The following is an 18,678-nucleotide window of genomic DNA, read 5'->3' on the forward strand; positions in this document are numbered from 1 at the left end:
GTGCGGCCCTTGCACAATATTGCGCGCTCCAATGCAAGTCCCGGTTGACGCAACTCGGGCGGCCAGCGTAAGGATTCTAAGCCAAAACGTTTTGGAAGCAAGCCGTGCGGCGCAAGGGGCAGGGGTGAGGGCCGATTGTCGGTCCCTGTCCGATCAGGGTTTGTCAGGCGCAACGGCTTTAGCCCCGCAGCGCCTGGATTGGGGGAGGTGCCCGTCCAATGAGCTATTTTGCGCCAGAGTCCCGGCAATATGGCCACCCGGAAGATATTTCACCGGCAGAACGCGACTGGTGGCGCGGCGCGGTGATCTATCAGATTTATCCGCGCTCGTTTCAGGACCACAACAATGACGGCGTCGGCGATCTCGTCGGGATCACCTCACGGCTCGAATATGTGGCCGATCTGGGCGTGGACGCCATCTGGCTGTCGCCGGTCTTCACCTCGCCGATGAAGGATTTCGGCTACGACGTCTCCAACTATCGCGACATCGATCCCATTTTCGGCACCCTTGAGGATTTCGATCGCCTTGTGGAAAAGGCCCATGCGCTGGGCCTGAAAGTCATCATCGATCAGGTGATCTCCCACTCGTCCGATCGTCATCCCTGGTTTGCCGAAAGCCGCCTGTCGCGCACCAATGACAAGGCGGACTGGTACGTGTGGGCCGCCCCCCGGCCCGATGGCAATCCGCCCAACAACTGGCTGTCGATCTTCGGCGGTTCGGCCTGGCACTGGGACGGGCGGCGCATGCAGTATTATCTGCACAATTTCCTCACCGCCCAGCCCGACCTCAATTTCCACAACCCCGAGGTTCAGGATGCGGTGCTGGGGGAAATGCGCTTCTGGCTCGAACGCGGGGTGGACGGGTTCCGGCTCGATACGGTCAATTTCTATTTCCATTCGCAAGGGCTGGAAAACAATCCTCCGGTGCGCCCTGAAGAGTTCAACGCCTCCACTGCGCCCGCCGTCAATCCCTACAATCTGCAAGAGCATATCTACGACAAGAGCCGGCCGGAAAATATCGGCTTTCTCAAGCGTATGCGGGCTTTGCTCGATGAATATCCCGGCACGACCACGGTGGGGGAAATCGGCGACGCCCAGCACCAGATCGATATCATGGCCCAATATACCTCGGGCAATGACATGCTCCATATGTGCTACACATTCGATTTTCTGGGCGGCGATTACACTGCCCGGCATTTCATCGAGTCGATCACCCAGGTGCAGCAAAAGGCGCCCGATGGCTGGGTGTGCCTCGCTTTTTCCAACCATGACGTGATGCGCCATGTCAGCCGCTGGGCGCCCCATGGTCATGAAGCCGCGCTGACCCGGCAGGCGGCGCTGTTGCTGCTCAGCCTGCGCGGTTCGGTGTGCCTGTATCAGGGCGAGGAACTGGGCCTGTCGGAGGCGGAAATCGCCTATGACGATCTGGCCGACCCTTATGGCATCGAGTTCTGGCCCGAGTTCAAGGGCCGCGACGGCTGCCGAACTCCCATGGTCTGGCAGGCCCATGTGCGCAATGGCGGCTTTTCGGCGGCGGATCGCACCTGGCTGCCGGTCCCGGCCCAGCATCTGGCCTTTGCGGTGGATCAGCAGGATGACGAAGCGGATTCGACCCTGACATTTTACCGCGCCGCGCTGCACTTTCGCAAACTCCAGCCCGCCCTGATCAAGGGCCGGCTCGACCTTGTGGCCGATGCGCCACCGGGCGTGTTGGCCTTCACCCGCACCCTCGGTGGCGAGACGCTGTTTTGCGCGTTCAACATGTCCACAGAGCCGGTGGGTTACGACCTGCCCGCAACTATGAAACTGACCGATGCCGGCGCGCCGGGGGCGGACGTCAAACCGGACGGCAATCGATTGAATTTCGGGCCCTTCGGCTCGTATATTGGACGCCAGGAATAGTCGCACTAGAGCGTTTTCCAGCTCGAAAACGCGATAGAATACTGAGTTGGTACAACGCCCAGGGGAGGGACGATGTCTGACCTCAAGATCACCGGACTCTACAAGCGCTACGGCAATGTAGAGGTGCTCAAGGATATCAATCTCGATATCAAATCGGGCGAGTTCATCGTCTTTGTCGGGCCCTCCGGGTGCGGCAAGTCCACATTGCTGCGCACCATTTCGGGGCTGGAGACCATTTCCGCGGGTCAGCTGGAAATCGGCGGGAGGGTCGTCAACGATGTGGCTCCCTCCAAGCGCGGCATCGCCATGGTGTTCCAGTCCTATGCGCTTTATCCGCACATGACCGTGTTCGACAACATGGCCTATTCGCTCAAACTCACCCGCACGCCGCGCGATGAAATCCGCAAGAAGGTGGAAGAAGCCGCCGAGATGTTGCAGCTGAGCCCCTATCTCGAACGCCTGCCCAAGGCGCTTTCGGGTGGGCAGCGCCAGCGCGTCGCCATCGGGCGTGCCATCGTGCGCAATCCGCAGGTGTTCCTGTTCGACGAACCGCTCTCCAACCTCGACGCAGCCCTGCGGGTCGCGACCCGGATGGAAATCGCCCGGCTCAAGGATTCCCTGCCCGAAACCACCATGATCTACGTCACCCACGATCAGGTCGAGGCAATGACCCTGGCTGACCGGATCGTGGTGCTCAAGGATGGTGTTGTGATGCAGGTGGGCACCCCCATGGAGCTTTACGACCATCCCCAATCGCTGTTCGTTGCCGGGTTCATCGGCAGCCCCAAGATGAATTTCCTCACCGGCCGCAACGCTGAACCCTATGGCGCGGCGACCGTCGGGGTGCGCCCCGAGCACATGGATATCGTTCCAGACGGGCAGGGGGCCTGGTCGGGCAAGGTCATCTATTCCGAGGATCTGGGCTCGGACAGCTACATCTATGTCGATATCGGCGAGACCGACCCGGTGATCATCCGCCAGGAGGGCAAAACGCCCTATCATACCGGCGCGGTGATCAGTTTCGAACCCCGGGCCGACCTCTACCACCGCTTCGACGCATCCGGAAAACCGGTGACCACGCCTGCAAAAACGCCGGTGACTTCGGAGGCCTGACGCACTAGGCAGCGCCCATTTTCTTTCACGAGCTCACCCCTTTTTCCCTTCTCCCCTTGAGGGAGAAGGTGGCCGCGAAGCGGACGGATGAGGGGTGCGCTGAGTTTGCCTTGCCACCCCATGCGTGAATTGCGCCTCAGCGCCCTACCACGAGGCTCGCCGGGATCGTCAGTGTCATCAGCGTACCGGTCTCGCTGGCCGGATTGAGGCTCAACGAGCAGGCGTTGACGGCGACCAGCGAACGGGTCAGCGTCAGGCCGATGCTCGATTGGCTGGGGCGGCGCTCGGTGCCATCAGCGGCAAGACCATCGCGGAACACCACGAACCGCTCGGCCAGCAGGGTAGGCGCGCGGGCGGCGTCGCGGACGTGGATCGAGACCGAGCCGTCGTCCTCGACCTGCCCTGACAGCACCACCTTGCTGCCTTCACCGGCTTCGCTGATGGCGCTGGCCAGCATGTTGAGCACCGCCTGCTTGAGCGTTGCCGCATCGACGCGGGCCAGTGGCAGGCGTTCGCTGATGGCGCTGCGCAACAGCACCCGTTCGCGTCCGGCTTCGCCGCGTACCCGCACGAGGCACTCGGCCAGCAGCGTCGCGATATCCACATCGGCGGGGGCAAGTGTCGTCTCGCCCTCGGCCAGCCGGACATAATCGTCGAGCTCATCGGCCAGATCGGCGATGGAGCTGCCGGCGGAGCGGATATCGCGGGCGTATTCGAGATAGCGGGCATTGGCCAGCGGGCCAAAGGATTCCGAAGCGATCAGTTCGGAAAACCCGGCAATGGTGTTGAGCGGGCGGCGCAGGCCGCGTGTGATCCGACTCAGCGTTGCCGCGGGTACGCTGCCGCGCCGCGCCGGTGCGACCTTTTGGGCGTCCAGCGGCCCGATCAGCCCGAAATAGCCCGCGACGATCCCCGCGCGCCCTTCGGCAAACAGCGTGAGCGTCTGGCCGGTTTGCGCGGCTTTAAGAGTCACCGCTGGACGAACACCACCGGCATAGCGGGCGGGCAGCGACAGGAACTGCCGCAAGGATGCGTGATCGCTTTGAGCCACCAGCAGATTGATCGGCGCGCCGTCCGCCGGGGCCTCGCGCTCCGGACTGCCGGGCGTAAAGGCGGTGATCAGGCCCGCCCGGTCCGCGGTCACGAAATCAAAACCCGCCAGTCGCGCCCAGAGCGCGGCGAACTGACCGACCTCGGCCTCGCGCAGCGGTTCGATATCGCTGGCCCGGGCCGACAGCATGAAGCCGGGCCGCCCCTGCCAGGTGATGGCATTGAGCCGCGCGTTGACGGCGACTTTTTCGCCATCGCTGCGCACCAGTTGCGTCACCGGCCCGGCCGGATCGCCCGAATCGATGGTCGGAAAGATCGCTGCGAGACCGAGAGCGCGCAGCGCGGTGGCGTTCTCATATCCGGTGAGATCGACCAGCGCCCGGTTGGCGAACACGATGTCCTGATCGCGGAAAATCAAGATTCCGAGCGGCAGCCGGTTGAGCACCAGCGCCTCTTCACTCAGCGCCACCAGTTCACCGCCCTGGGACGCGCCCGATTCGGGGCGGGCGGGTTCGGCGGGGGTCTCCTGGGTCACCCGGTCAGTGAGGATGCGGGAGAGTTCCTCGAAATTATAACGCGAGGCGCGATCCATCGCATCGTCAGCGGCTTTCTCCGCAGCGTCCGGCGTATCCTTTTCGGGCTGCCCGGTCTCATCCTCCGCCTCTTCATAGCTGGCGCGCTGAATGGTCAATCCGCGTCCGGAAATCTGCCAAAGCCCGGCCCGCGCCGGGGCGTCGTCGCTGCTGCTATCGGCGGCAAAGGCGGCTTCATCCTGGATAGAGGGGTCCTCGTCGCCCCAGTCCGATTGCCCGTCGCTATTGCCCGCTTCCACGTCATCGTCAAAGGCGATGGCAGCATAATCGCGTCCGGGCACGGGAGCGGAAAGGGGCGCGTCGTCCCCGGCATCGAGCGGATCGAAAAGCTGGCTGTGCCCGGCCAGCTTGTCCACCAGCGCCGCCAGTCCTTCAAGGGTTGGCACACCATCGTCTTCCGCGTCTGTTTGGGGCGCGATCTCCGGTTCGGATTCAGGCTCAGGTGCCTCCGCGATGGCCTCATCCTCCTCGACGGGCGGCTCGGGCGCTGTCTCCTGCGGGGCATCGGCAGTCTCAGTCTCGATCCCCGCCGCCGCCAGAATCTCCGGCGCAATCGGGTCGATACCGACCACCAGAAGATGCAGCTTGCCATCGGCCAGATGGATCGGGGTGCACAGGCATGTCGCCGACAGCGGCTTGCGTCCGGCGAGGAACTGCATCCGCGATGGCATGGTGCGGCCTAACAATCCCATGCGCAGGATGCGGGCGATCTGGCCCTTGATGGGGGCGGCCTTGTCCACCCGCTTGAGGCCGGACGCCTTGAGCCGCGCGCCGAACAGCGGCGCGGCGCGGTTCGTCCACACCGGGCGGTCGCCATCCTCCGCCCACAGCCACACCGGCCGCGGGTCGTTTTCGTACCGCTCTATGCTGTTGGCCTGCTCCGGGCTCTGCCAGTCGGGTGTCATTTCCTGTCCAAGTTGCTCAACCGGTCCGCTGCCGGAATGGTTGATGAAACCTTAAATATAGGGACTTTTATGGCCGGTCCACGTCCGCTTGCCCCCGTGTCGCGGCAAAGGCTCCGCATGGTTAAGGCCGGGGTAAATGCCGGCAGCAAAAAACCTGTCACGCAGCGCAGAACCGCCCTTGTCTTTGTTTTGATCTCGACCTATGGTCCGCCCCGTTCCGGGCTGACGCTGTGAGCGTCCAGATGCCCGTTGACCCGTGCCGCCTTAGCTCAGTTGGTTAGAGCGCTAGATTGTGGATCTAGAGGTCCCCCGTTCAATCCGGGGAGGCGGTACCATTTCTCCCATATTGGTTTTTTCTCGTATTGTGCCATTTACTTGGCCTCAGTGTATGGGCTTGCCGTTACCGGTTGGTTGCCAACCGGCACGGATGCGGAGCGCTTTGCGAAATGCTAGCCTTCGCCAACCTGTTAGAGCGTTTCCAGACCGCACGGAGCCAGAATGGACGATATCCCCGAATTGCCTGAAGCAACTGCTGCTTCCGATCTGGTCAATTCCGCTGTCATGGCCTCGCTTGTGCGCATGCTGCTCGCCAAGGGGCTGCTGTCGGGCGAAGACGTGCGCGAGATGTATGAGGGCGCGCTGCACCTGATCGAGGAGCAACAGGCCGGTATCGAGGGCGATAACCCCATCTTCGACATGGCGCGCGACCTGCTCGAACGCCATTTGCGCTGACTGTACGCTGCACAAAATCGGCGCGGCGTTAACGGGGCGTTAACCATAAGCGTCAACGCTTACGCACTCTATCTGAGCGTTTGGGGGCTCAGGAAGGATGAGTAGTGTACGATTTTGCTCCAAACCCAAGACTGGCGGAAGCCCTTGTGGGCCTGCCGGTGGCAGATGTGGAACGCGACCTGATTCTCGCCACCTTGCGGCGAACCAGAGGGAACCGGACCCACGCGGCGGAACTTCTGGGCCTTTCGGTCCGGACCATCCGCAACAAGCTCAAGGATTACGCGGAGCGGGGCTTTGATATCCCCTCCGTGTGCCCAAACCGGGACACCTGTTGATCCCGGGAAAACGACATCCAGCTCTGGCCCGGCGGCACCTTTGTCGCCGGCCTAAATCACTACCACCCGCGCGCCCACCGCAACGCGGCGATAAAGATCGATCACATCCTCATTGGTCATGCGGATGCAGCCCGACGACACCGAGCGCCCGATGGTCCAGGGTTCGTTGGTGCCGTGGATGCGATAAAGCGTCGAGCCCAGATAGAGCGCCCGCGCCCCCATCGGGTTATTCGGCCCGCCGGGCATGAAGCTGGGCAGGCCCGGCTGGCGCGCATGCATTTCGGCGGGCGGTGTCCAGCTTGGCCATTCGCGCTTGGCGCTGATCTTCTCGCTGCCGCGCCACTCAAACCCGGTGCGCGCCACGCCGATGCCATACCGCATGGCCTTGCCGCCCGGCATCACCAGATACAGAAAATATTGCCGCGTATCGACGATCACCGTGCCCGGCGCCTCGCTGGTCCGGTAAGTGACCACCTGCCGCAGATAGGCCGGATAGCTCACATAATCGGTCTGGTATTCGAGCATGGTGCGCGGTGTGTCGGGCGTCAGCGTCATGCCGGGCGGGGGCCCGAACATGGCATCGAGATAGCCGCGATAGCCCGATCCGGCCTGGGCAGGGACGGCGAGCAGCAGCACGGCGAAAAGGCACACAATGATCCGGGTCATCGTCAATATCCGGCAAGTTGACGTGCCCGATCCTGCGCCAAAGCCACAAAGATTGAGTCAAACGCCATGGTTAACCGGGAGCCTATGCGTATGGTTATCCAATTGCAGCCGGAGCCGATTCGTTGACTGACGCTATCTTCGCCCCCATGCGCTGCCCCTGGGCCGGCAGCGATCCGCTCTATCAGGCCTACCACGATACCGAATGGGGCTTTCCGGTTGTTGATGATACGCGGCTGTTTGAAAAGCTGTGCCTTGAAGGCTTCCAGTCCGGCCTGTCTTGGCTGACCATTTTGAAAAAGCGCGAGAATTTCCGCGCCGCATTTGCCGGGTTCGACCTCAATAGGGTCGCGGCCTTCGATGATGCCGACATCACGCGGCTGCTCGGGGATGCGGGCATTGTCCGCCACCGGGGCAAGATCGTCTCGGCGATCAACAACGCGCAACGGGCGCTTGAGGTGCAAGCAGAATTCGGATCGCTCGCCGCCTATTTCTGGCGGTTCGAGCCGACGCCGGACATGCGGCCCGACGCCTATTCATGGGAAACTCTGCGCGCCATCGCCACCACACCGGCGTCGGTGGCGCTGGCGCGCGACCTCAAAAAGCGCGGCTTTTCCTTTGTCGGCCCCACAACGTGTTACGCCTTCATGCAGGCCATGGGCATGGTCAATGACCATATGGAAGGGTGCCACTGCCGCGCCGAGGCGGAGGTGCGCCGCGGCCGGTTCCAGCGCCCTCCCGGACGAGAGGGCGCTGCTGGTTACAGCCGGAAATAGACCGATAATGCGGTCGGGACAGGGGGCGGGTCCGCCGTTATCGGCAGGCCCAGATCGCGACGCAGGGCAGGGGGCAGATCCATCGGGCGGATCGCTTGCACCTTGCGGCGGCGGCGGCCAACTGGCCGGATAGCGGTAAGAATGACCCGCCATTTGCCATGCTGGGCGATCAGGGTTTCCACTGAGACACGCAGCATGGTGGCGTCTGGGTTCATGTGAACATGCGACATCGATTTGTGCCCAGCCGCTTGTCGCGTGCCGGGTCCTCGTGTAGCCCGCGAACGACAACCGGACCTCCGGTGACGCGACGCGGGTATGGTTTGAAGTGAGACGAAGACCCGACGGCGAAACGCAAAACGCGTGTGTCGTCAGGACGTTCGGATCATGAGAGATGTTTGAAGAAAAGGGTCACAAAGGACGACCCGAAATTGCCGCGTCAGCGTGTTCGCAACACAATGCAGACTGGGGACGGGGCAAATGCGCCGTTAAATGCGACGCATCCTTCAACACCAGTGGTGAAGACGTGAGCGAAATCGGTCATGAAACGCCTCCAGGGCTCGTGTTGAAAGAGGAGGCGTTTCTAGCTGACGAAATCGTGATCGCCAAGCCCCGGTGTGACCGGTTGTCGCATATGGCTGGACAGTGTGGCGCATCAGCAACAGCGCACCTTGCCTTGTCTGGAAATGCCATATCGTTTAGGAACGGCCCGTAATTCCAGCCCTTCCACCACGGGCGACAGGGACATCTTGGACCATGGCTAAAACCAATGCGCTTATCGAACCGCGCCTGCCGCGCGGTTTCGTCGATTCCGAACCGGCTGAACTTGCCGCCATCGAGGAGATGGTTGCCAAGATTCGACATGTGTATGAGCGCTATGGGTTCGACCCGCTCCAGACGCCGTTTTTCGAATACACCGAAGCGCTGGGCAAGTTCCTGCCCGACACCGACCGGCCCAATGCCGGGGTGTTTTCCGTGCAGGATGATGACGAGCAATGGCTGAGCCTGCGCTATGACCTGACCGCGCCGCTGGCCCGTTATTTTGCCCAGAACTATCAGGACCTGCCCAAGCCGTTCCGCTCCTACCGGCAGGGCTGGGTGTTCCGCAACGAAAAGCCCGGTCCGGGCCGGTTCCGCCAGTTCATGCAGTTCGACGCCGATACGGTCGGCGCGGCGGGCCCGGAGGCCGACGCCGAAATCTGCATGATGATGGCCGACACTATGGATGCGCTGGGGCTGGCCGGAAAATATATCGTCCGCGTCAACAACCGAAAGATTCTCGACGGCGTGATGCAGACCATCGGTGTCGTCGAAGAAGACCAGAAACTCACCGTGCTGCGCGCCATCGACAAGCTCGACAAGTTCGGTCCCGAAGGCGTTCGCCTTCTGCTGGGCGAAGGCCGCAAGGATGAGAGCGGCGATTACACCGAAGGGGCGAAGCTGGGGGCCGATCAGGCCGAAGCGATCATCGAGATGATGAGCGCGGCGCGCCTCGACGATCTGGTCGATCTCGAAGCCGATGCCGGGCCCGATGGCTTCCTTGATGCGGAATTCAAGACGCCATCCCTGGCGAAATTCCCGATCACGACCGCTTTTGCCGAAGGGTTTGCCGAACTGCAAGCGATGGCCGCCCTGTTCGCCTCGGCGGGCTATGGCGCAGATCGTATCAAGATCGATCCCTCCGTGGTGCGTGGCCTCGAATATTACACCGGCCCGGTATTCGAGATCGAATTGACCTTCAGCGTGCAGAACGAAAAAGGGCAGGACGTGGTGTTCGGCTCGGTCGGCGGCGGTGGCCGTTACGACGGACTGGTCTCGCGCTTCCGCAACGAACACACCCCGGCCACCGGCTTTTCCATCGGCGTGTCGCGGCTCGCGTCGGCCCTGCGCCTCACCGGCAACCTCAAGAGCGCCGAGGTCACCGGCCCGGTTGTGGTCACGGTGATGGAAAAGGACCGCATCGCCGACTACCAGAAGATGGTTGCCGAGTTGCGCGCCGCAGGCGTTCGGGCCGAACTGTTCCTCGGCAATGCGCGCAATATGGGCCGCCAGATGAAATATGCCGACCGGCGCAATGCCCCGGCGGTGATCATTCAGGGCTCGAACGAGCGCGAGGAAGGGATCGTCCAGATCAAGGACCTCGCCGAGGGCGCCGAAGCCGCCAAGTCGATCACCGACAACGCTGCCTGGAAAATGGAACGCCCCGGCCAGTATTCGGTGCCGCGCAACGAAATGGTGGAGTTCGTCAAACACATCCCCGCCGTTGCCGCCTGGCTGAAGGCCAACGGGTGATGGCCGCCGCCAGCCGCCGTACAGCGCTTGCCGCGCTCGTTTCGGGTCCCGGCGTGACCCTCGCGGCCCCGCCGATCCTTATCCCGCCCGCGCCGTATTTCGATCTGGCGGGCGAGGAACTGGGCGCGCGAATGATCCTCACTCAGGGCAGCAACGGCAATGAATTCTGCCTGCGCCCCGATTTCACCCTGCCCATCGCCATGCAGCATATCGCGACCGGGGCCGCGACCCCCGCTGCCTACGGCTATCTGGGACCGATTTTCCGCCAGCGTATTGATGGCCCTGCCGAGTTCGATCAGGCGGGCATCGAATTGTTGGCGCTGCCCGACGCCGATCGCGCCCTCGAACGGGTGATCGGCTTCGCTCGCTCCGTCATCGACCTCTACGGGGTGACGCGCCCCTCCATCCGCATGGGCGATATCGACCTGTTCGAAACGGTGCTGGCCGCCTGCGATATGCCGGACGTTTGGCGTCCGCGTATCCGCGCCCGCTATGGCCACCCCGAGGCCATGGCGGCGCTGCTCGACCGGCTGGCTTCCCCCCAAACTCCGTCTGCTGGCCCAGTCGGGCTTCCGGCGGGTGATATCGCCGATTGGGTAAGCGAATTGATGCTGACCAACGGGTTGAGCCTCACCCAGAGCCGTTCGCCCGAGGAAATCGCCGGGCGCTATCTGGAAAAGCAGGCGCTCGAAGCCGCGCATGTGCCGCCCGCCTCCATCGACCTGCTGCGCCGCTATCTCGCCATTGCCGGGCCCGCCGATGACGCGGTCGCCGCCGTCGCCGCGCTGGCCACTGAATGCGGCATCGATCTTGCCGATACGCTGGCCATAACCCGCCGCCGCCTTGCACAGCTGCGCGAGGGCCTCGGGGGCGACAGCCTCGTCTTTGACGCTGGCTTCAGTCCACGCCTCGACTATTACACCGGCATCACCTTTGCGATTACCGGCGGCACCGGTGCCGTGCTGGTCTCGGGCGGTCAGTATGACCGGCTGCTGGCGCGGCTGGGCGCGCGCGAAGACATCCCCGCCGTCGGCTGCGCCGTGTGGGTGGAGCGGCTTGAGGCCGAGCAACAGACCCGGAAGGTGGCTCCATGAGCACCATCATGCTTGCCGTGCCGTCTAAAGGGCGCATCCAGGAAGAATCGATTGCGATCTTCGAGCGGGCGGGCCTCGCTATCGACCGTCCGGGCGGCGCACGGTCCTATCTCGGCGAGATCGATGGCTGGCCGGAAGTCACCGTGCGGTTCCTGTCGGCGTCCGAGATTGCCCGTGAGCTGATCCGGGGCACAATCGATATCGGCATCACCGGCGAAGACCTCATCCACGAAACCGCCGAAACCGGTCCTGAGCAGGTGTCCGTGGCGCGGCGTCTGGGGTTCGGGCGCGCGGACGCGGTGGTTGCGGTCCCCGATGCGTGGATCGATGTGACGGCCATGGACGATTTGTCCGACGTCGCCGCCGATTTCCGGGCCCGCCATGGGCGCTGGCTCAAGGTTGCGACCAAGTTCGTCAACCTGACCCGCCGGCATTTCGCCCGCCACGGCATTGCCGAATATCGGATCGTGGAAAGCCTCGGGGCCACCGAGGCCGCCCCGGCCTCGGGCGCTGCCGATCTCATCGTCGACATCACCTCCACCGGCTCGACCCTCAAGGCCAACGGCCTGCGCATTCTCGATGATGGGGTGATGCTCAGGAGCGAGGCGCTGCTATTGGTCTCGCGCAATGCAGATTGGTCCCAGGATCGGCTGGCGATCCTCAACCGCCTGCTGTCCGCGCTCGACGCCGAAGCGTTCACCCCCTGAAAAGGCCGAAGGGCTCACGCCGGACAGTGTCCAGCGGAGCCCTTCGCAAGCGCATCTGCGTGAGGGTCAGGCGGCTTTGCGACCATCCACCGACCATGCGCCTGCACCAAAGGCGATGACATAGAGCAGGCCGCCGGTGATGGCGATGTTCTTGAGGAAGCTGGTCATTTCCATCTGATCGGCAAAGTTGGTGTGGAAGATCAGCCCGGAAAGCAGCGTGAATGCAGCCAGCGCGGCGGCGGCCCAGCGGGTCTTGTAGCCGACGGCGAGCATGATGCCGGCAACCACTTCAAGCACAATGGTCGGCCAGATCAGAAAGCCCGGAACGCCGAAGGCTTCCATATAGCCGACGTTGAATTCGACGGCGGGCACCTTGCCCAGCCCGGCGAGAACGAAGATCACGGCCAGAAAGATACGGCCGACAACGGGAAGATTGGTCTCAAGAGTGTTCATAGCGATACGTCCGGTTTAGCGTTGGCGTTGATGGGCAGACGATGCCCCAATCCGCGCCCAGGCGGAACCCGGCCCGAAACCGACGCATTGTTCACCAAACCAGAACGATCGCTCTGGCCCGGTTTTAAAATCCGGTTGCATTGCCCGATGTCTTGAGGCTACACGCCCTGCGCGGGCCCGGATGGTTCCGGGCTCTGGAAACGGGCGGGGAGCAGCGCGTGCTTGATCTGTGGGTTCTGGTTCTTCTGGGAGGCGTCGGTGTCGTTGCCGGTTTCGTCGATGCCGTGGCCGGGGGAGGCGGGCTGATCACCATCCCTGCACTGCTGGCCGCTGGCCTGCCGCCGGTCGGCGCTCTGGCCACAAACAAGGCCCAGTCGGTTGTCGGCACCACCATGGCCGCGTGGACCTATTGGCGCAAAGGCTATGTTTCGCTGCGCTCGCTGGTGCCCGCGATCATCGCCGCCGCCATCGGGTCGCTGCTGGGCGCCGTGCTGCTCACCCGCATCGATACCTCGGCGCTCGATATCGCCGTGCCGGTGGCGGTTATCGCGGTCGCGCTGTATTTCAGCTTTTCGCCCTCGATCCGCGATATCGACGGCAGCCCGCGCCTTGGTTGGAAACAATGGTTGCCGGTGTTCGGCTTTCTGCTGGGGTTTTACGATGGGGTCTTCGGGCCCGGCACAGGCTCGTTCCTGCTGCTGGTGTTCGTGGCGCTGTTCGGTCTGTCCGCCGCCCGTGCCTCAGCCAATACCAAGATTCTCAATCTGGTATCCAACCTTGCCGCGCTGATCTTTTTCATCTTTTCGGGCGAGGTGGTGTGGATGGTGGCAGCCGTGATGGCAGTGGGCCAGATTTTCGGCGGCTATCTGGGCGCCGTCACTGGCATCCGCTTTGGTGCTCGCATCATCCGTCCGCTGGTGATCGTGGTCTCCGTCACCCTCGCCATCAAGCTGCTGTTCTTCCCATAAAGCGCCGCTGAAACGCCTGCGTTTACAGCAAGCCCCAAAAACGAAAAGGGCGGCTCCGAAGAACCGCCCTTCCGTTCGAGACCTGGAGAGGTCTGAGCTTTTTGGGACCTTAGAAGCCCATATCACCCATGCCGCCCATTCCGCCGCCGCCGGGCATTGCCGGTGCTTCGTCCTTGGGCAGTTCTGCGATCATGGCTTCGGTGGTGACCAGAAGGCCGGCAACCGAGGCAGCGTCCTGAAGGGCGGTGCGCACGACCTTGACCGGGTCGATAATGCCCATCTTGATCATGTCGCCATATTCGCCGGTCTGGGCGTCATAGCCAAAAGTGTCGGAAGCTTCGTCGAGGATCTTGCCCACAACGATCGAGCCTTCGTCGCCCGCATTGTTGGCGATCTGACGGACCGGCTCCTGCAGAGCGCGCTTGACGATGGCGATACCGGCGTCCTGGTCACGGTTTGCACCGGTGACGCTGAGGGCGGCCGAAGCGCGCAGCAGCGCGACGCCACCACCCGGAACGATGCCTTCTTCGACGGCAGCGCGGGTTGCGTTGAGCGCGTCATCGACGCGATCCTTGCGCTCCTTGACTTCGATTTCGGTCGAACCGCCGACCTTGATCACGGCAACACCGCCAGCGAGCTTGGCCAGGCGCTCCTGGAGCTTCTCGCGGTCGTAGTCCGAAGTGGTTTCTTCGATCTGCGCCTTGATCTGGTTCACGCGGCCTTCGATGTCGTCCTTGGAGCCGGCACCATCGACGATGGTGGTGTTTTCCTTGGAGATTTCGACGCGCTTGGCAGTGCCCAGCATGTCGAGCGACACGTTCTCAAGCTTGATGCCAAGGTCTTCCGAGATCACCTGGCCACCGGTGAGGATGGCGATGTCTTCGAGCATGGCCTTGCGGCGATCGCCGAAGCCCGGTGCCTTGACGGCAGCGACCTTGAGGCCACCGCGCAGACGGTTGACGACGAGGGTTGCGAGGGCTTCGCCTTCCACGTCTTCAGCAATGATCAGCAGCGGACGCTGGCTCTGCACAACGGCTTCGAGGACCGGCAGGAGAGCCTGCAGGTTCGAGAGCTTCTTTTCGTGCAGCAGGATGAACGGATCGTCGAGCGCTGCGACCATCTTTTCGGTGTTGGTCACGAAGTACGGCGAGAGGTAGCCGCGGTCGAACTGCATGCCTTCGACGACATCGAGTTCGGTTTCAGCGGTCTTGGCTTCCTCGACGGTAATCACGCCTTCATTGCCGACCTTCTGCATGGCGTCGGAAATCATTTCACCGATTTCTTTTTCGCCGTTTGCGGAAATGGTGCCGACCTGGGCGACTTCACCCGAAGAGGTGATCTTGACGGCCTTGGAGGCGAGGTTGGAGACGATCTCGGTCACGGCGAGATCGATACCGCGCTTGAGGTCCATCGGGTTCATGCCGGCGGCGACAGCCTTGACGCCTTCGACAACGATGGACTGAGCGAGCACGGTCGCAGTGGTGGTGCCGTCACCGGCGATGTCGTTGGTCTTGGAGGCCACGGCGCGCACCATCTGGGCGCCCATGTTTTCGAACTTGTCTTCAAGTTCGATTTCCTTGGCAACCGACACACCGTCCTTGGTGATGCGCGGAGCGCCAAAGCTCTTGTCGATGACCACGTTGCGACCCTTGGGGCCGAGGGTTACCTTGACGGCGTTGGCCAGGATGTTGACGCCGCGCAGCATCTTGTCGCGGGCGTCAGTCGAAAACTTTACTTCCTTAGCGGACATGTAAGTTTACTCCGAAAAATTGGGAAAGGAGGCGGAGAGGGATTAACCCTCGATCACGCCCATGATGTCGGACTCTTTCATGATCAGGACGTCTTCGCCGTCGATCTTGACTTCGGTGCCGCTCCACTTGCCAAACAGCACGCGGTCGCCAGCCTTGACGTCCAGAGCAGTGATCTTGCCGCTGTCATCGCGGGCGCCGGGGCCAACCGAGACGATCACGCCTTCAGAGGGCTTTTCCTTGGCAGTGTCGGGGATGATGATGCCGCCAGCAGTCTTTTCCTCGCTGTCGACGCGCCGGACCACAACACGGTCATGCAGGGGACGGAAGCTCATGGTCGCTCCTTTGGAACGTAATGTTGAGATGCAATTTTCTCCGCTGTTAGCACTCACTAGGTGAGAGTGCCAGCAGCACGCCTGACGAGATAGGAACAGCGGCAATGTGAGTCAAGCGCGCGCTCGGCAAATAATTTTGCATCCCCCCGCCGGGCTTGCTATGCGAGGCGGCACCAGCCGGACGTGCCAGAGCTTCGGAGACTGATAACACTGCCATGAATACCGCCCCTGCCTCCGAGATCGACACCGCGACCTGGACCGCACCGGTCCTGTCCGTCATCGTTCCGACCTTCAACGAGCGCGACAACATCGCGCCGCTTGTCGACAAGCTCGAAGCCGCGCTGGCCGGGATCGCGTTCGAAGTCATCATCGTCGATGACAACAGCCCCGATGGCACCGCCGAACTCGCCAAGACCCTCGCCGTTCACAAGCCCCACGTCCGCTGCATCCATCGCATCGGGCGGCGCGGGCTGTCCTCGGCCTGCATCGAGGGCATGGCGTCGTCTTCCGCCGAATTTGTCGCTGTCATCGATGCCGATCACCAGCACGACGAAGCCATCCTGCCCAAAATGCTCGAAAAGGCACAAGCAGGCGCCGATGTGGTGGTCGGGACGCGCTATTCCGGGGAGGGCAGTTCCCAATCCGGCTTCACCGCCAGCCGTCAGATGGGCTCGACCCTCGCCACCCAGCTCTCGGGCATTCTCACCGGCAAGGCGCTGTCCGATCCCATGAGCGGCTTTTTCCTCATGCGGCGTTCGCTGTTCAATGAGATCGTGCCCTCGCTATCGCGCGAAGGCTTCAAGATTCTGCTCGACATCATCGCCACCGGCAACCGCCAGTTGGGCCGCAAGCTGGCCATCGCCGAAGTGCCCTATGATTTCCGCCCCCGCCACGCGGGCGAAAGCAAGATGAGCGCACTGGTCGTCGCCCAGTTCCTTGGCCTGATCGTGTCCCAGATTTCACGCGGCCTGCTGCCCACCAGCTTCCTGCTGTTCGCGCTTGTCGGCGCGTCTGGGGTGCTCGTCCATCTCGTGGTCCTCACCTTCGCTTTCGAGGCCCTCGATTTCAACTTCGCCAACAGCCAGATCGTCGCGACGCTGGTGGCCATGACCACCAACTACATTCTCAACAACGAGTTGACCTACGCCGACAAGAAGCTGCGCGGGGTCAAATTCTGGACCGGCCTTTTAAGCTTTTACGTCGTGTGCAGCTTCGGCGCGATCGCCAATATCTCGGTCGCCAGCGTGCTGTTCGAAGCTCACCTCGCCAATTTCCTTATCGCCGGTATCGCCGGCGTGGTGATGAGCGTCGTCTTCAACTACGCGGTCACCCGCATGTTCACATGGCGGTGACGCGGTTCCCAACGCTTGCCAGGGGCTTCCCTTCTCCCCGTGAGGGAGAAGGTGGGCTTTCGCAAAGCGAAAGGTCGGATGAGGGGTGCGCAGCGCGCGCCATACCAAACGGAGTCTGCGATGTCTTCTGACCGATCCCGCATCGGCCCCTTCACCCCCCTGCAGGCGACTCTCATCCTCATCGCCGCCACCTTCGTCCTGCGCCTCATTGGTGCGGCGGTGGTCGGCTGGGGCACCGGGGAGGCCTATTATCTGGCCTCGGCGCGTCAGTTCCATCTTTCCTATTTCGACCAGCCGCCGCTGTCGCTGTGGACCATCTGGGCCACGCTCAAACTCACCGGGTCGGACAGCCTTCTGGTCATCCGCCTGCCCTTCGTCGTGATGTTTTCCGTCTCGACCTGGCTGGTGTTCGATATCACCCGCCGCATCCACACCCCGCTGGGTGGCTTTTACGCGGCGTTGATCGTCAATGCCTGCGTGCTGCTTTCGCTCTCGGTCGGCTCGTGGACCCAGCCCGATGCGCCCATGCTGCTGTTCTGGCTGGCCACCGTCCGAGTGCTGCTTGAAATCTTCTTCGGCGACGGCGCGCGCCACCCCTATCGCTGGTGGGCGCTGGCCGGTGTGTTTCTGGGCCTCACCTTCCTCTCCAAGTACCACGCGGTTTTCCTCGTCGCCGGAACGGGTCTGTTCATCGTCGCCAACTCCACCCAGCGCCGCTGGCTCACCCATCGCGCGCCCTGGCTGGCGCTGCTGATCGCGCTGGTGATCTTCTCCCCCGTAATCATCTGGAACGCCCAGAACGATTGGGCCTCCTTCGGCTTCCAGGGTGGCCGGGCGCTTGCGGAATCCGGCCTGCGCTGGGAAGGGTTCATCCGCATGATCTGGGGCCAGCTGCTCTATATGGTGCCCTGGCTGGCCATTCCGGCGCTCTATATCGGGGGCAGGGCGCTCGCCGCCGGTCCGCGCGGTCAGTTTCCCTCTGGGGCCACGCCGGGCGCCGCTGCGCTGTTCGCCTATATCGGTTGGCCGCCGGTGATCTTTTTCACCCTCGTTGCGCTCTGGAGCGATACACAGTTCCACTTCCACTGGCAGGCGCCGGGATACCTGATGCTGTTCATGCTGATGGGGGCCTGGGCCGCCAACCGCGATGGCAAGGCCATTCGCATCTGGCTCTATGGCTCGGCGATTGCAACGCTGGCCATCCTCACGCTGCTGGTCTCCCACGCCGCCACCGGCTGGGCGCGCGCCGTGTTCCCCGGCGAGTGGGAAGACCCCACCGCCCTGCAACTGCCCTGGACTGAACTCGGCGACGACCTTGCCGCCCGCAATGCCTTTGCTGAAAACAACCTCTTCATCGCCGGCACCAACTGGATCGACTGCGGCTATATCGACACCCAGGTCGCAGGCCGTTTGCCGTTTGCCTGCTTTGGGTCCGATCCGCGCAACCTGCACTACAATTTCGATCCTGAAACGCATCGGGGCTGGAACGCTTATCTGGTGGCCCAGACCGCCAACCCCGATCGCATCCTGAGCGCCTATGCCGACAGCTTCGAGAGCATCGAGCATCTGGAAACCCTGACCATCTCACGCGCGGGCCACGTGGAACTGGACGGCATTCAGGTGTTTTATGCACAGGGGTTCGCAGGCCAATAAAACGAGGACCA

General features: G+C 62.8%; 16 protein-coding genes, 1 tRNA gene and 1 pseudogene. 12 read left to right on the forward strand and 6 right to left on the reverse strand.

Going from position 1 to position 18,678, the window contains the following annotated elements:
- The first annotated feature begins 218 nt into the window (after nucleotides 1-218).
- Both bglA and VNS12_RS13845 read left to right on the forward strand, forming a co-directional pair.
- The gene (gene bglA / locus VNS12_RS13840) at nucleotides 219-1,901 is read left to right on the forward strand and encodes a beta-galactosidase BglA (RefSeq protein WP_325488430.1); all 1,683 of its coding nucleotides are present in this window, start codon (nucleotides 219-221) and stop codon (nucleotides 1,899-1,901) included.
- 72 nt (nucleotides 1,902-1,973) lie between these two features.
- A complete protein-coding gene (locus VNS12_RS13845) occupies nucleotides 1,974-3,014 on the forward strand; it encodes an ABC transporter ATP-binding protein (protein ID WP_325488431.1) in 1,041 nt (346 codons plus the stop codon).
- 136 nt (nucleotides 3,015-3,150) lie between these two features.
- Here VNS12_RS13845 and VNS12_RS13850 read toward each other — a convergent pair whose 3' ends face one another.
- Nucleotides 3,151-5,562, reverse strand: coding sequence for a sensor histidine kinase (locus VNS12_RS13850; protein WP_325488432.1), 2,412 nt, complete (start codon nucleotides 5,560-5,562; stop codon nucleotides 3,151-3,153).
- 258 nt (nucleotides 5,563-5,820) lie between these two features.
- On the opposite strand from VNS12_RS13850, the gene VNS12_RS13855 reads away from it, so the two are divergent.
- The 3 genes and pseudogenes from VNS12_RS13855 to VNS12_RS13865 all read left to right on the forward strand — a co-directional run.
- Nucleotides 5,821-5,897, forward strand: a tRNA-His gene (locus tag VNS12_RS13855).
- Nucleotides 5,898-6,060: 163 nt separating this feature from the next.
- Nucleotides 6,061-6,294 (forward strand): hypothetical protein, encoded by a 234-nt coding sequence (locus VNS12_RS13860; protein ID WP_325488433.1) that lies wholly within the window; start codon nucleotides 6,061-6,063, stop codon nucleotides 6,292-6,294.
- Nucleotides 6,295-6,422: 128 nt separating this feature from the next.
- Nucleotides 6,423-6,629 (forward strand): annotated as a pseudogene (locus tag VNS12_RS13865) (helix-turn-helix domain-containing protein); the annotation flags it as partial.
- A gap of 51 nt (nucleotides 6,630-6,680) precedes the next feature.
- Here VNS12_RS13865 and VNS12_RS13870 read toward each other — a convergent pair.
- Nucleotides 6,681-7,295: a L,D-transpeptidase gene (locus VNS12_RS13870; protein ID WP_325488434.1), complete on the reverse strand. Its 615-nt coding sequence runs from the start codon at nucleotides 7,293-7,295 to the stop codon at nucleotides 6,681-6,683.
- Nucleotides 7,296-7,441: 146 nt separating this feature from the next.
- Here VNS12_RS13870 and VNS12_RS13875 point away from each other — a divergent pair, with 146 nt between their 5' ends.
- The gene (locus VNS12_RS13875) at nucleotides 7,442-8,068 is read left to right on the forward strand and encodes a DNA-3-methyladenine glycosylase I (RefSeq protein ID WP_325488533.1); all 627 of its coding nucleotides are present in this window, start codon (nucleotides 7,442-7,444) and stop codon (nucleotides 8,066-8,068) included.
- Here VNS12_RS13875 and VNS12_RS13880 read toward each other — a convergent pair.
- Nucleotides 8,053-8,298 carry a hypothetical protein gene (locus tag VNS12_RS13880; protein ID WP_325488435.1) on the reverse strand — a complete coding sequence of 82 codons (246 nt, stop codon included), beginning with the start codon at nucleotides 8,296-8,298 and terminating at the stop codon, nucleotides 8,053-8,055. The genes VNS12_RS13875 and VNS12_RS13880 overlap by 16 nt on opposite strands.
- Nucleotides 8,299-8,821: 523 nt before the next feature.
- Between VNS12_RS13880 and hisS the strand changes: the two genes are divergently transcribed.
- The 3 genes from hisS to hisG are packed head-to-tail and all read left to right on the forward strand — an operon-like array spanning nucleotide 8,822 to nucleotide 12,158.
- Entirely contained in the window at nucleotides 8,822-10,357 is a 1,536-nt protein-coding gene (hisS, locus tag VNS12_RS13885; protein WP_325488436.1) for a histidine--tRNA ligase, read from the forward strand.
- The gene (locus VNS12_RS13890) at nucleotides 10,357-11,451 is read left to right on the forward strand and encodes an ATP phosphoribosyltransferase regulatory subunit (protein WP_325488437.1); all 1,095 of its coding nucleotides are present in this window, start codon (nucleotides 10,357-10,359) and stop codon (nucleotides 11,449-11,451) included. Before hisS ends, VNS12_RS13890 begins: the two co-directional genes overlap by 1 nt.
- Nucleotides 11,448-12,158 (forward strand): ATP phosphoribosyltransferase, encoded by a 711-nt coding sequence (hisG, locus tag VNS12_RS13895; protein WP_325488438.1) that lies wholly within the window; start codon nucleotides 11,448-11,450, stop codon nucleotides 12,156-12,158. The genes VNS12_RS13890 and hisG overlap by 4 nt, the downstream gene beginning before the upstream one ends.
- 66 nt (nucleotides 12,159-12,224) lie before the next feature.
- On the opposite strand, the gene VNS12_RS13900 is transcribed toward hisG, so the two are convergent.
- Nucleotides 12,225-12,611 (reverse strand): DoxX family protein, encoded by a 387-nt coding sequence (locus VNS12_RS13900; RefSeq protein WP_325488439.1) that lies wholly within the window; start codon nucleotides 12,609-12,611, stop codon nucleotides 12,225-12,227.
- A gap of 218 nt (nucleotides 12,612-12,829) precedes the next feature.
- Here VNS12_RS13900 and VNS12_RS13905 point away from each other — a divergent pair, with 218 nt between their 5' ends.
- Complete coding sequence (locus tag VNS12_RS13905; RefSeq protein ID WP_325488440.1) at nucleotides 12,830-13,579, forward strand: TSUP family transporter; 750 nt, start codon at nucleotides 12,830-12,832, stop codon at nucleotides 13,577-13,579.
- A gap of 109 nt (nucleotides 13,580-13,688) precedes the next feature.
- On the opposite strand, the gene groL is transcribed toward VNS12_RS13905, so the two are convergent.
- Both groL and VNS12_RS13915 read right to left on the reverse strand, forming a co-directional pair.
- On the reverse strand, nucleotides 13,689-15,329 hold the full coding sequence (gene groL, locus VNS12_RS13910) for a chaperonin GroEL (protein ID WP_325488441.1): 1,641 nt from the start codon (nucleotides 15,327-15,329) through the stop codon (nucleotides 13,689-13,691).
- Between the two features lie 42 nt (nucleotides 15,330-15,371).
- On the reverse strand, nucleotides 15,372-15,662 hold the full coding sequence (locus VNS12_RS13915) for a co-chaperone GroES (protein ID WP_325488442.1): 291 nt from the start codon (nucleotides 15,660-15,662) through the stop codon (nucleotides 15,372-15,374).
- Nucleotides 15,663-15,877: 215 nt separating this feature from the next.
- Between VNS12_RS13915 and VNS12_RS13920 the strand changes: the two genes are divergently transcribed.
- Together VNS12_RS13920 and VNS12_RS13925 are read left to right on the forward strand one after the other, a co-directional pair.
- Nucleotides 15,878-17,014, forward strand: a complete 1,137-nt coding sequence (locus VNS12_RS13920) for a glycosyltransferase family 2 protein (RefSeq protein ID WP_325488443.1) — start codon at nucleotides 15,878-15,880, stop codon at nucleotides 17,012-17,014.
- A 120-nt stretch (nucleotides 17,015-17,134) separates the two neighbouring features.
- Entirely contained in the window at nucleotides 17,135-18,667 is a 1,533-nt protein-coding gene (locus tag VNS12_RS13925; protein WP_325488444.1) for an ArnT family glycosyltransferase, read from the forward strand.
- Nucleotides 18,668-18,678: the final 11 nt, after the last annotated feature.

This window comes from Pelagibacterium sp., assembly GCF_035555455.1.
Taxonomy (GTDB): domain Bacteria; phylum Pseudomonadota; class Alphaproteobacteria; order Rhizobiales; family Devosiaceae; genus Pelagibacterium.